The sequence below is a fragment of the Candidatus Binatia bacterium genome, from assembly GCA_029248525.1.
Classification (GTDB): Bacteria; Desulfobacterota; Binatia; order UBA12015; family UBA12015; genus UBA12015.
In genome coordinates this window covers 18,099-31,776 of sequence record JAQWJE010000035.1, presented here as the reverse complement: position 1 = coordinate 31,776, position 13,678 = coordinate 18,099, and the positions used below count along the sequence as shown (strand labels likewise).

The window sequence follows — 13,678 nt, the reverse complement described above, 5'->3', positions numbered from 1 at the left end:
AAATGTAGACGCTCTGCGTCACGGGCTCTTTTTCAACGCTCCGGTTTGGTCCCTATAATCTTCGATTTTTCGAGCTGTGCAATTTTTTCCGGAGAAAATCCGAGCTCTTGAAGCAAAATTTCCTGATTATGCTCGCCTAAAAGTGGTGCATTTCCGGTGTATTGGCGCTCCGGCCCAAAGGAGAAGCGGACCGGAAATTTTGGGTACCTTTTTTCGCCCGAGTGGGGATGAATCAATGTCTCGAACCATTCCCGGGCCTCAAGGTGCTCGTGGCCGTAGCTCTCGCTCCCCGGGATGAGATTTTTCACCACCGGGAGTTCCGCCGCGAGAAGGGTCTCGACGGCTTGATCCGCCCCTCGCTGGTTCATCCAGCCCGCGAGGCCAGCGTCGATGGCATCGTGGCTGCCCTGACGACCCGAGCCGGAAGCAAGCCGCGGGTCCATGGCCCACTCAGGTTCACCGATCGCTGCAACCAGTCGCTGCCAATCGTCATCATCCCGTACGCTGAGAGATACCCAACGGCCATCCGAGGCCTGATAGGAACCCTGCGGGGCGTAGACCGGGTGACGATTTCCCTGACGGGCGAGGACTTCCTCGCGCAGCGAGTACGCGATGGTTTGTTCGGCCGTCAGGCATAGCGCCGTTTCCAGCTGTGGCATCTCGATCAGCTGCCCCTCGCCCGTGCGTTCTCGATGCAGCAACGCTGCCTGAAGCGCCGTTGCCGCATGCATCGAAACCACACAATCCAGAAAGCCACCGGGGTTCAGAGGATCGCCACCGGCATGACCCGTCACCCAGCTCATCCCCGCGACCTGCTCGAGAACCAGAGCGTAGGCCACCCAATCTCGCCAGGGGCCCTCGAGTCCGAACCCGGGCATGCGCACCATCAGAAGCTCCGGTCGAATGGCTTGCAATTGCTTCCAACCCAGTCCGAAATTCTCCATCACCCGTGGCGAGAAGTTCTCCAGAACCACATCGGATTCCCGCACCAGATCGCAGAAGATCTCCTGACCTTCGGGCCGACGCAGGTCGAGAGTCAACTCGCGCTTGCCCAGGTTGGTCGCCTGAAAACTGCCGCCCATCTCGTACCACTTCTCTCCCAGTCCGGTGAAGGTCTGGATAAAGCGGTAACCATCGGGGCGCTGCACCGACTCGATCTTCACGACGTCCGCGCCAAGTGTGGCGAGATACATGCCGAGATAGGGTCCGGCCCAGAAAGTCCCCAGGTCCAGAACTCTCATCCCCGCAAAGGGTAGATACGGTTGGTCCTTGGGATGGGTGGGTGCCACCGGTGCGCGCGCGGCCCAGGGGGAATCCCGCAAGGACGTCGTATCCGCGCCCAGCCTTGGTGCTTCCTCCCGCATTTTCGGGCCCGAGGCGCTCATCCGATACGGAAATCCTGGCCGATCGAAGTCCCCGGAGGGATCCTTTACGAAGAAGGGCCGCTCCCGGTGCTGTTCGAAGTTCCGGATCGAAGCTCCATTGCCCAGCGGGCCTGAAGGAATTCGGAAGGCCTGCGCCAGGGCCACGACTTCCTCGACGGTATGAGCCCCCAGCCAACTCTGAATATGCGCAAAGAAAGCTTTCTGCGCATCCGGCTTTGTCTGGATATCCTTCTGCCGATCCGCGAAATCCGGCGCCTCCAGCAGGGCGCAGATATCCGACCACGATTGAGCCGTCAGAGCGTTCAGGCCAACCCAGCCGTCCTGCACCTCGAGTGCGCCGGGTACCGGCGTGAAACGCTGCTGGGGTGGCGGCATGCCGACCGCGGCCAGGTTCTGGGCGAAGAGCATCGGGTACGGAAGTGTGCCGATGAAGGCTTCCATGCCGCAGACATCGACCAGAGTCGCCTCACCCGTCTCACGAGTCGCGCGGACCGCCGTCAATGCGGTAGCCGCGGCGTAAGCCGCCATATGATACTCGGCCAGCCGACCCCCGCATTGCACGGGGTCCTCTGCCGGACGACCATGTGCCGAGACCCAGCCACCGGCGGCTTGTGCCACAAACTCCGTCTCGGGCCTCCCCGCCCACGGGCCGGTTTCGCCGAAGCCGGAGATCCTCACCATGGCCAGACGCGGATTCTCGGCACGCAGGGCGGCAAAATCACAACCGATGGCTTCGAGCACTCCCCTGGCACCCGAAGCGATCACCAAATCCACCCCCCGAACCATTGCCAGAAGCTCGCGCCGGTCCGATTCGTCGGAGAGGTCGAGCGCTACGCTTCGCTTCCCGGTGTTCAGGTAGCGGAAAAGACCGCTGGCCTCGGGATCTCCTTCCCGGCCTTTCGGGAAAGGCCCCCAGGCGCGCAGTAAGTCCCCTCGTCCCGGTAACTCGACCTTGACGACGTCGGCGCCCAGATCCGCAAGCAGACGGGTCGCGTAAGCGTTGGATACGTCCTCACCAAGGTCGAGGACTCGGAGGTCATGCAAAGCGTCCATGAATTCAATTGGCACAGAAGAACCGCCGGTTGTTTCGGACGCTCCTTCTGCGGCTTCGGATCTCTAACGCCAACCGGGCGCCGAGGCAATTCACGCCGCGAGATGACGCAATGTGCCAGCGGCGAGGCATGGCTTGTGCACCAGGCCCCGGTTTGAACGGCATATGCCTTCCGTGCGAAGGGAGGTGGCAGGAGGCAATGATGAAAACTTTCCTTTGCGGCGTGAGTGGTTTTATCCTTGTATTTCTCGTCCCTGGCACCACGGTGCTGGCCCAACAGGAATCTCCGGCCGAGTATATCGAGTCGATCGAAACCGAGACCGATACCGGCGGTGCCGCCGACGAGGCTGATGCCGCGGTCGCGCAGGCCGACGTCCCGCAGGACGAGTCGGTTGTCGGGCTCGACAACCAGGAACGTCAACAGATCGAGCAGATTGTCGTCACGGCGAGAAAGCGCGCCGAGCTTCTGGAAGAAACGCCAATCTCGGTCACGGCACTCGGCGAGAACGCCCTGCGGGAATCCAACATCACGCGGCTGAACCAGATCACCGAACTGGTACCCAACCTGCAATTCGATTCCGACGGCGGCACCTCCAGCACCGCGCGCGTCTACATTCGCGGCATCGGAATCAACGACACGATCATGACCAACCAACCCGGCGTGGGCATCTACGTCGACGGGGTCTACATGGCACGTTCCCAGGGCAGCGTGCTGGATGTCGTGGACGTGGCGCAGCTCGAGGTCCTGCGCGGACCGCAGGGAACCCTTTTCGGGAAAAATACCGCCGGCGGCGCGATCAACATCACCACAATAAAGCCACAACAGGAGTTTGGCGGATGGGTCCAGGTGCGACCCGGGAACTACGGTCGCATCGATACCCGCCTGGTTCTGGATGTGCCGATCGACCTCGGCTGGTTTGAGGACAAGCTCTTCACGCGGTTCTCCTTCGCTTCCCTTTATCACGACGGCTACCAATACAACGCCGCACGCGATGATTACTGGTCCAACCAGAACACATTGGCGTTCCAGGGCGCTGTGCGCTTCCTTCCCACCGACAATATTGTCGTCGATATCTCGGGCAACTATTCGCGCAACCACGCCAAACCGCGCGGCGGCCACTGCTTTCTGATCGACAAGGACGGCGAGGGACCGGGCACCCCGGGTGATTTGGTGCCCGGGTTTGCCGACAACTGTCGAAAATCAGAAGACGCAGACCTGCTGACATTCTACTCGGATCTACCCGGCCTCTCGGATCTTGAAAGCTACGGCGTATGGGCGACCATTGAGTGGGACCTCTCGGATCTGGGATGGACAGACGAGTTATCTCTCAAGTCGATCACGGCCTGGCGGCAGCAACAGGACCGCACCCAGCGTGACTTCGACCTGACCGACAGTGGTGTAGTGGAGATCGCGATCAAGGGTGGGCCGTTGGTGATCGATGGTGCACCTTTCCGCTCCAAACAGATCAGCCAGGAATTTCAGGCCATCGGCTCGAGTTTCGATAGACGCCTCTCCTGGGTGGGCGGATTCTATTATCTGGCCGATCAGGCGCGCGAACTAAGCGGAACTAACGCCCTCTATGGCGCTCCGTTCTATTTGCCGGGTGCCGCGAGCAATGCCGACCGCAAGGTGGACAACTACACCCTCGCCGTCTTCGGGCAGGCGACCTGGGATATAACCGACTGGTTAAGCGCGACGGGTGGGCTGCGCTGGACCCTCGACCATCAGGGGTATTCTCTTTTCAACTGGAATCTAGCTGACCCCAACCAGACCAAGGAGGCGGCCCGGGGCGTGCCCATTCCCGAAGAGGACATCACCCAGGACAGTAACGATTCGAAGGATTTTGATGCATGGACGCCGATGGGCAGCGTCGCCATGACGCTACCCGAAGATCTGCAACCGGAAATGCTGGATCATATGATGGGCTACTTCACGTATGCCCGCGGATTCAAGGGCGGCGGCTTTAACGCTCGCGCCGGTAGCGGATTCCCGAAAGAAGAACCCCTGCCCACCTTTGATCCCGAAACGGTGGACTCTTTCGAGATCGGCCTGAAGACCATCTGGTTCGACCGCCGCCTCACGGCCAATTTTTCATTCTTTCTCGCCAAGTATAAGGACATGCAAGTCCTCACGGTCAAATCGATCCCCTGCGCAACCGAGGAGGACCCCGGTTGTCTCCAGATCCTTCCCATCAATGCCAACGCCGCTGACTCCAAGTCGCGCGGGGCTGAATTCGAGTTTCTCGCACGCCCTCTGGAGGGTCTCGCATTGACCTGGAATGTAGGCCTTCTCGACGCACGCTTCGATGAGTTCATCTCGACCAGCGAAATCGATGATTCGCCGATCAACCGCGCGGGCGAAACGTTCAACAATGTCCCCCAGTTCAACACGTTGATCGCCGCTCAGTATTCCTTCCCCCTCGAGATTGGAGACCAGGCGCTTCTCTCCGGATGGCTGACCCCGCGGGTGGAATGGTATTACCGCAGCGCGGTTCACCTCAACGGACCCGAACTTCCCTCGGGCCAGCAACCTGGCGTCGGCGTGTTCAACGCCAGACTGTCCTATGATTTCTGGAACGACCAAGGCCAGATCGCTCTTTGGGGCAGGAATCTTACCAACGAGATCTACGGTACCGGCTCGATCCCGGTGGCCGCCCTCGGGTTCAACAGCATTCTGTATTCGCCGCCGCGAACCTTCGGTGCCGAGCTTTCCTACCGGTTCTAGATCAACGATCGGACATCGGCAGACGCCAGAATCGGATCCAGACAATAGCGGCATAGACCGGGGCCCCGAAGCTCGCGATCCACAAAAAACCGGCCAACCCCCCCAGCCAGGTAATCGGGCCGATCAGATAAAGGATGTCTTCGATCTCGAAGCCGCCCGAGGCCGGTTGGTCGGGAATGCCCATGCGCGTCCGCGCGTTGATCTGATCATGGCCGACGAAGATCGCCACGAAGGCAGCCCCGCAAACAAGGCCCATCCAGATCGGCTCGGATGTGCCCGTGGCGCGTGCCACGCCGACACCCATGCCGGCAAAGACAGCGGACTTCACCACCAAATCGACAGCCCGGTCGTAGCGATGGCCGAATTCCGAGGTCTTGCCCGAAAGCCGCGCGAGTTCGCCATCGGTGTGATCGAGAAACATCGAGAGCATGTAGAGTCCTGCGCCGAGTGCGATCGATAGGGATGAGCCGAGGCCAAACGATACCGCACCCGAAAGTCCCACCAGCAGCGACAAGGTGGTGAGATGGTTTGGGTGCACGGCAGTGTGCACCAGCGGCCGCACGAGAGCGCGGGCCAATCGGCTATCCCATGATTTGGTCATGATGGCTCCGATCGCTCGCCCGAAGACGGCGGCTTCGTCTCCCCGGCGGGCAAATGCGTGGCCAGAAATTCGATCAGGTTCTCGCCCATGACCTTGCGGATCGCGACCTCGGAGAGACCCTCATCGAGCAGCGCCTGGGTCAGCGCCGACAATTCCGAGGCATCAAAAAGCACCGTGGTGGAACCATCCCAATCCGAGCCCAGAGCCACGTGATCTTCCCCCACAATCTCGATCGCGCGCGCAATCGAGCGAGCCACGCCCGCGGGCGTAATATCGCAAACCGCCCCTTCCCAGAATCCGATCCCGATCAATCCGCCGCGCACCGCAATCCGGGCCAGGAGGGCATCATCGATATTCCGTGCCGTCGGGCACTGGCTGTAGACACCCGTATGCGAGACCACCGGAGGTCGCGTTGTCATGGCCAGCACTTCGCGTACGACTGCCTCGGAGGAATGTGCCAGGTCAATCAAGATTCCTTGTCGCTGCATCTCGCGCACCGCCTCGCGGCCAAACTCACTCAGCCCGCCCCCCGAGATCCCGTGCAGCGATCCGCCGAGCTTGTTGTCGAAGAAATGGTGCAGGCCCATCATGCGAAAGCCCGCCTCGCGCAGAACGGCAATCATGCCCAGATCACCATCGAGGGCATGCGCTCCCTCGAGAGCCAGGAGGCCGCCGAGGATCTCCGAGCCTTGCGCACGCGCCCCCAGCAGCGACTCCACATCCGGTCCGGTGAGAAGAAGCCGGATTAAATCCGGATCCGAGCGAGCAAGCTCGCGCAGGCGGGTTGCCTGATACAAGGCCCGCTCGCCCAGACTGTCCCAGGTAGTGACCGGCCACCCCTGCAGCATCACCAAGGGTGTGATGTTGTCACTACCCGCAGTGTTGGCATCGTAGTTTTGTCCTGAAGGTGATTTGGTCACTACTGCGAAAACTTGAACCGCAACATTGCCCTCGCGCAGGCGCACCAAATCCACATGGCCGCGATCACCTCGCTGACGCGGGTCCCGATCCCAGAGAAAAGTGTCGGCATGCAGGTCGGCAATCAGCATCTGCTGGTGCAACGCGGCTGCGTCCGCGCTGACAAACCAGGGGTCATGGGGGACCACGACATTCAGTTCGCGCTCGACGAAGGCGGGTCCGGCGAGAATCCCCAGTCCAAGAATCACGGCCAGAGCGACCACGGCCGCGCCCATGATTCGCGCGCGCCCCTGCATCATGCCCACCACGCTCCTCTCATCGAGCGCGGCCCGGTTTCGTCGATCCGCTCGATCCGCTCGAGGCCTCGGGAGGGCCGATTGTGTAAATTCGGATCAGTGGGCCCGGGGCGCGAACCGCCTGATAACCGCGCGTCGGGAAATAGAAGGCATCTTGCTGCTCGTAGATGGCCTCTTCCGCATTGTCGCGAAACGGATTGATTTCCTCGACCAGCTGCACGCGATCCCCTAACGCCGCGACCGCCTCCCAGTCGGCCGTGGACGAAAAAAGCGGATGGTCATGAACCACCAGATAATCAGCAGCAAGGCTCGACAAGCCTCCACTCTCGAAGGCCGGACGAACGATTACTCGCCCCGGTGGCACCTGAGGATCCCCCCAAAACCAGCCCGTCGCACCCGACAAGGCGACTCGGTCTCCGACAAAAGTATTCGTCACCAACCACTTCTGTGCGGACACGCGAGTATCCGGAACCGACATTAATTGGTCAAAACGAACAGATGCCGCAAGCGGCTCGCGGATGAAAAAGACAGACAACAGCAGAAGGGCCAACACCCTTGACCAGGAAGGCAAGAATCGCAGGCGGTCCACACATGCAATCGAAACGCCGGCCAGCAAAAGTGCCGCGACCGGAAGGACCGGCGTCATATATCGGGACAGCATCGCATGGGAGGGTGCGAACACCAGATAGGAGACGATAAAGAAAATCGCACCCAGAGTGGCCAGCGGCCGCCTGGAGAAAAATGCCCAGAGCAGGGCGACAGGCAAGAGAACCAGAAGCGGTAGGCCCAACGCGTAACGCAAGGAAAACTCATAATGGTAGAGAAAGCCCCGCCAGGCTGAGGGTCGCGCGACCTCCGGAAGACCCGCCTCGACCAGAGGCGCTTCCGATGGCGTCACCATTTGCGAAAACGCGAGAGCGGGAATCTGCAGAATCTTGTTCAGAGTTTCCTGATTCAAGATGAAGTCCGGCGAAGTGATCACAAAAAACAGAAGCGCTACTGCGGTGAGTAAAAAGATCTCCGCAGGAAATATCCGCCGCAAGCCCTGTCCCCGGCTTCCTTTAATACAGGCAAGCCAGGCGGGCAGAAGGAGCAGCACGCCGGGCAACTTCATCGCCATCGCCATGCCAATGGACAAGCCCGCCATATAAACGCCGCGACGGTTCAGGCGACGTGCGAGCGGCGCGAGAAGTCCGAGCGAGAGGATCGCAAACAAGCCCAGCGCGACATCAGATTTTGCAGAGTGCGAATCGCGCACATGAAAAACGGACGTCGCCAGAATCAGACCGGCGAGGAGCGCTGCCCGATTCCCGAATTCCCGGCGTGTCGCCCACATCAGAACCGCGACCGTTGCCGTTCCCGCGCATGCCGAGAAGAACCTCTCGGTCAGCAAAAGGCGGTCGGGAGCCTCGTTCAAAACGGTCAGATAATCGCCTGCAGGTGCCTGTCCGACCAACTGCAGAAGACGCAAGCCGATCTCGCCCCAGGCCCAGAGCAAATAGATATAAGCACTCGGTATACCCGGATGTTGTCCGGGCCACTCCAGATAAAAATTGCCCATCGCCGGCAGGCGCGTCTGCAGAACAATAAGCTCTTCGTCGGGTCGGGTCATCAAATGCGGCAGGCCCCCGTCGAGTCCCCAAAAGCGCAACAGGGCGGCAACAACCAGAATCAGCAGAGCCGCGATTTCATAGCGCCATGGGCCGACTGCCGTACCCGAGGGGTTGGTCCTGTTCATTCAACCGGTTCCGTCGGTGACCGTGCCGGTTGATTCTCGACCGCATATATACGAATCAGTGGCCCCGGTGCTCGCACCCCCCGAAACCCGCGGGTAGGCAGATAAAACGCATCGTCGTTTTCGTAGATTACCTCGGTCGCATTCTCCAGAAACGGATCGATCTCGAAAGCGAGTCGAGCCGTTCCGCCAAACGAACGTACCAAATCCCAGTCCGCCGAGGACGAGAAGAGCGGGAAGTCATGAACGACGAGATAATCGATCGAGGGCGGTGTACCGGCATCGCCCGCTGCATTGATCCGCACCACAGGCCGACCACGCGGAATTTGGGGGTCACCCCACGTCCAGAAGACAGCCCCCGATAGAGCCACGCGATCACCCTTGTCGGTATTGTCTGCAAGCCAGCGGGTCGCCTGGACCCGCGTATCGGTGACGGACATCAATCGATCAAAACGCACCGACGCCATGAAAGGCTCCCAGAGGACGGCAACCATGACCATCGGCAAAACGAGTGCTCGAATAGCCTCCTGTCGGCGTGCCAGACGATCCACGGCCAAGGCCAGCATTCCTCCCAGAAGAAGAGCCGCCACCGGAAGCAGTGGCGTCATATAACGCGAGAGCAATACAGGCGAGGTACCGAAGACCAGATACGCGAGCAGGAAAAACCAGGAACTGATCTGGGCGATCTGGTGATGCGAAAAAATTCCCCAGAGAAGAGCGACCGGCAAAAGAATCACCAAGGGCAGGCCGAACGCATAGCGCAAGGAGAACTCGTAATGATAAAAAAGCCCCGGCCACATCAGGACCTTTTCGGCTGCTTCCACGGCATCTTGTCCGGGAGGTGCGGTCCCCGAAAGCATGGGCAAAACGAACCCCGGAATGGCGAGAAGTTTCTCTGCTGTCTCGGGATTGAAAACAAAGTCCGGAGAAGTCGCGACAAAAAATATCCCGGATATGGCCGTGAGGATAAAAATCTCGGCTGGAAGAATTCGTCGCCAACCGATCTGACGGCTCCCCTGAATGCACGCCAACCAGGCCGGCAACAGGAGAAGAATCCCCGGGGGCTTCATCGCCATCGCCATCCCGACCGACAGGCCGGCGAGGCAAACACCACGCCGGCTCAGATCGCGGGCCAGTGGGGCGAGCAGGCCCAGAGACAATATTACAAAAAAACCGAGCGCAATATCCGGCTTGGCTGAATGAGAATCCCGAACATGGAAAACCGACGTTGCGAGGATCAGTCCCGCCAGCAGGGCCGCACGATTGCCAAACTCACGCCGCGCGACCCACATCAGAATCGCGACCGTCGCGGTCCCAGCACACGCCGAAAAGAACCTCTCGGTCAGAAGAAGCCGATCGGGCGCCTGGTTCAACACCGCCAGATAGTCGCCGGCAGGTGCCTGCCCGAAGAATTGCAGGACGCGCAGCCCAACCTCACCCCAGGCCCAAAGTAAATAGATGTAGGCGCTGGGAATCCCCGGGTGCTGTCCGGGCCACTCCAGATAAAAGTTGCCCATGGCGGGCAAGCGCGTTTGCAGAACAATAATCTCTTCGTCCGGTCGGGTCATGAGATGGGGCAGACCGCCCTCGAGTCCCCATAAGCGCAGAATGGCCGCACCGATCACGACCAGCGCAGCAGCGATCCCGAAGTTCCGCTGATCTGCGACGCCTTTTGCCTGACTCCGCTCCGACACGTCCGTCCCCTTATCCTGTCATCCGCGACAGGTCACGACTCATCGGGAATTCCCTGAACCTTCAAGAGATAGGCAAGCCGATGCATCCCTGCTCGCAATCGATACTCGGGGCTCGTATCCGGGCCGCAAGCTCCTGTTCCCACGCCCCTGGCGGCGACATCGAGGTTCAGGAAAATCTCGTCCCGGGAGATCAGGTCGGTCGTATGCCGGGCCCGGTCGAGATCGTCTTCCGTCGAGTGGCTCGCCGTGACTTCGATCGGTTTGGATGGCTCGAAACGAACCCCCTGCCCGCGGCGATCCTCGAGTGCACAAAAGCGGACCTCGGTTCGATTCCCGGTGGACTGGGGATGCACATAGGGAACCCCCAGCGCCGCAACCGAACTCTCGAACAGTCCCGCTCGCGTGCTCGCGACCCGATCCCGATAGGATTCATGCGGTCCGAGGCCAAACCAGCGGAACCGATCCAGACCCGGAGCCACCACAAAAGAAACGCCGACCCGGGGCAGGTCTTCGAAACCCTCCGGCAAATGCATCTCGTGGCTGAACGAGATGCCGGATTCAGCAAAGCGAGCGATCTGCTCGTGTCGGATCTCAAGTCCGGGAGAAGTACCACGCCAGATCTCCTCCAGCTCCCAGGTCATGGTCCCCCCGGCCGATTCGTGCAAGCTCGAGCGCTGCAAGTGGCGCTCCAGTCGATCAATTCCAAGAGCGCGCCAACGACCCGCATGGCCCTGCTCGTTATCCACGGGTGCTCGCCAGAACGACGCGGTAGGACCGCCGAGCAGAAGCGCACGGCCCCGCTCTTCGACGCCGAGGAGGGCGCCGTTTTTTTCGTCGACCACTGCAAGCACATGGCCCGCGCGGATCTGGATTCCCCGCGAGGACAAGAGAGTCACGACGCCACCCGAGACCCTCTGCCGCGGCTTCCGGGGCCGTTGCAACTCGAACTGCTCAAAGCCCACCTCATGCCCGCGATCGGCCCATGCTGTATCTTTGCGAGTCACAAAACGAACCAACAAGGACAACGCCCCCTCGGGATCCGCATCGGCAGCCTTCCACCCGATCGGGAATTTCTTGCTCGCGCCCGGTGCTATGTCCAACTTTGAGAGCTTGCCGCGCAACCGAACTTCACCTTCCACCAGAAGTTCCCACCGCGCCTCCAACCAATCGAGATTCCGGAAGCTATCCAGATTCTCGACCGAGAGCCGGCCTTTTGCCCAGGTCGCCGCAACCGGTTGGGCAAGCTTCTTCAACTCCAGCAGACCCGGTCGCACCGATCGATCCGGTCCGACGAGTCCATTGAGACAAAACGTCTGATCGTTCGGAGTCTCTCCGAAGTCTCCACCATAAGCCCAATAGGGACGTCCGTCTTCGGTTTGTTGCAGAAGCCCCTGATCGGCCCAATCCCAAATAAACCCGCCCTGCAAACCCGGATAGCGCCGAAACGCTTTCCAATAGTCCGCGAGTCCGCCATTCGAATTCCCCATGGCATGCGAGTACTCGCAAAGAATCAGCGGCTTCTCGCCGCGGTCGCGACGGGCCCAGGCAATGATATCTGCCGGTGCTGCATACATCGGGGCGACAATATCGGTCGTGGAATCTTCCAGAGACAAGACCTCGGCGGGCGAAAGACCGTTGCCCCGACCACCGTAGAAGGCGTCTCCCAACCCACCTTCGTACATGACGGGTCGTGAAGGATCGTAAGCACGCAAATAAGCGGCACCCGCATGGTGAATCGGCCCGGCGCCCGATTCATTGCCCAGAGACCATGCGATCACCGAACAATGATTGCGATCCCGTGCCGCAACTCGGGTCATCCGGGCAAGGTAGGCCGCGTCGAAACGTACGTCATGACTGAGGCTCAGTAACCGGGCGTGCGACTCGCAATTCGCCTCGTCCACCACATAGAGGCCCAACTCATCGCAGAGATCGAGAAAGTAAGGGTCATTGGGGTAATGCGCGGTCCGGACCGCATTTATATTATGCTGCTTCATCAAGACGAGATCGCGACGCAAACTGTCTCGGTCATGCGTTTTCCCGTTGCGATCATCATGATCGTGTCGATTGACACCGGCGATCATTACCGCAGCTCCATTCACGCGCAGCTCTCGAGCGCCCACTTCAACCCGGCGGAAACCGATTCGCTGTTGCACCGACTCGACAATTTCGCCCTCGGGGTCGATGAGGGAAATCACCAGTTCGTAGAGGTTCGGCGTTTCGGCCGACCACGGTCGAACGGTCGGGAGTGTGACGGCAAACTTCGCCCGCGGCCCCTGCCAGCCATAGGCTGCTGTCAGCCAATCACGAGGCGCCCCCGGCACCTCGGCCTCGAGCGCGCCGCGGCGGACTTCGCGGTCTCGCGGATCGCGCAGCATGGTTTCTACCCGCCAACCCGTTTCGGCGGCACTCGGATAGCCGATATTCACTGAGAATTGCAGATCCCCCTTGCCCGTCTCCGGATCGAAATCGGCAATCGCACAAACATCCTCGATCCAACCATCGACAGCGGTGGCGCGGAGAAAAACGTCGCGATGAATCCCACCAAAATTCCAATCGTCCTGATCCTCGAGAAAGGTCGCATCCGAGAACCGAACCACTGTCAGAACCAGAAGGTTCTCTCCGGTTTCCAAAAATTCCGTGACGTCGAATTCGGCCGCCAGCTTGGAGTCCTTCGACAGACCAACCCCATATCCGTTGAGATGCACATGCAAGACGCTCTCGGCGGCTCCTACCTGCAGGATGATTCGTCGGCCGCGCATTGCGGCCGGCAACTCGAACCGAAGACGGTGAACGCCAGTGGGGTTTGCCGACGGGACCTCGCCCGGTTCTCCCGAAAAAGGCATCTGGACATTGGTATAATGCGGGCGATCCCAACCCTGGAGGCTCCATGCACCAGGCAGGGAGATCTCTTCCCAATCACGGTCGATGCGACCTTTCTGCCAAGCCGCCTCAGGAACCTCGGCCGGATTTTCAAAGAGGCCGAATTTCCAGAGACCGTCGAGCGAGAGAAACGAATCGGACTCAGCATTCGTGCGGCTCCGAGCGGCCTCAGGGTCCGCAAAAGATACCAGAGAGGGACGCATGGGAAGACGTCCGATCTCCTGCACTTCAGGACGCTCCCAGGCCCTGAGCCCCAAAAGCCCATCAATTCCTGAATCTCGCTTTGCCACGGACTTCTTCTAGCGTGAAAACGGGGCGATCAAAAAGAGCCTTCCTCTGCTGGCGGGATCGAGCCGTGATATGCCATAAAATCCTACCCAAGTCAGGGTATCA

The 13,678-nt window shown here is 60.3% G+C and carries 7 protein-coding genes; 1 reads left to right on the top strand and 6 read right to left on the bottom strand.

All coding sequences use genetic code 11. The features are described from left to right. Positions 1 to 32: 32 nt before the first annotated feature. Entirely contained in the window at positions 33 to 2,438 is a 2,406-nt protein-coding gene (locus P8K07_07165; protein ID MDG1958301.1) for a CoA transferase, read from the bottom strand. Between the two features lie 197 nt (positions 2,439 to 2,635). On the opposite strand from P8K07_07165, the gene P8K07_07160 reads away from it, so the two are divergent. Beyond that, positions 2,636 to 5,161, top strand: a complete 2,526-nt coding sequence (locus P8K07_07160) for a TonB-dependent receptor (protein MDG1958300.1) — start codon at positions 2,636 to 2,638, stop codon at positions 5,159 to 5,161. 1 nt (position 5,162) lies between these two features. On the opposite strand, the gene P8K07_07155 is transcribed toward P8K07_07160, so the two are convergent. The 5 genes from P8K07_07155 to P8K07_07135 are packed head-to-tail and all read right to left on the bottom strand — an operon-like array spanning position 5,163 to position 13,575. Then, complete coding sequence (locus P8K07_07155) at positions 5,163 to 5,762, bottom strand: CDP-alcohol phosphatidyltransferase family protein (protein ID MDG1958299.1); 600 nt, start codon at positions 5,760 to 5,762, stop codon at positions 5,163 to 5,165. After that, the gene (locus tag P8K07_07150; GenBank protein MDG1958298.1) at positions 5,759 to 6,979 is read right to left on the bottom strand and encodes a dipeptidase; all 1,221 of its coding nucleotides are present in this window, start codon (positions 6,977 to 6,979) and stop codon (positions 5,759 to 5,761) included. The genes P8K07_07155 and P8K07_07150 overlap by 4 nt, the downstream gene beginning before the upstream one ends. A 16-nt stretch (positions 6,980 to 6,995) precedes the next feature. Beyond that, positions 6,996 to 8,714, bottom strand: a complete 1,719-nt coding sequence (locus P8K07_07145) for a glycosyltransferase family 39 protein (GenBank protein MDG1958297.1) — start codon at positions 8,712 to 8,714, stop codon at positions 6,996 to 6,998. Further along, entirely contained in the window at positions 8,711 to 10,405 is a 1,695-nt protein-coding gene (locus P8K07_07140) for a glycosyltransferase family 39 protein (GenBank protein ID MDG1958296.1), read from the bottom strand. Before P8K07_07140 ends, P8K07_07145 begins: the two co-directional genes overlap by 4 nt. Positions 10,406 to 10,437: 32 nt before the next feature. Continuing rightward, positions 10,438 to 13,575 carry a glycoside hydrolase family 2 TIM barrel-domain containing protein gene (locus P8K07_07135; GenBank protein MDG1958295.1) on the bottom strand — a complete coding sequence of 1,046 codons (3,138 nt, stop codon included), beginning with the start codon at positions 13,573 to 13,575 and terminating at the stop codon, positions 10,438 to 10,440. Positions 13,576 to 13,678 lie beyond the last annotated feature (103 nt).

Bases quoted from the DNA above. Each gene is read 5' to 3' on its own strand.
- P8K07_07165 (MDG1958301.1), bottom strand. From the start codon at position 2,438: ATGGACGCTTTGCATGACCTCCGAGTCCTCGACCTTGGTGAGGACGTA.
- P8K07_07160 (MDG1958300.1), top strand. From the start codon at position 2,636: ATGATGAAAACTTTCCTTTGCGGCGTGAGTGGTTTTATCCTTGTATTT.
- P8K07_07155 (MDG1958299.1), bottom strand. From the start codon at position 5,762: ATGACCAAATCATGGGATAGCCGATTGGCCCGCGCTCTCGTGCGGCCG.
- P8K07_07150 (MDG1958298.1), bottom strand. From the start codon at position 6,979: ATGATGCAGGGGCGCGCGCGAATCATGGGCGCGGCCGTGGTCGCTCTG.
- P8K07_07145 (MDG1958297.1), bottom strand. From the start codon at position 8,714: ATGAACAGGACCAACCCCTCGGGTACGGCAGTCGGCCCATGGCGCTAT.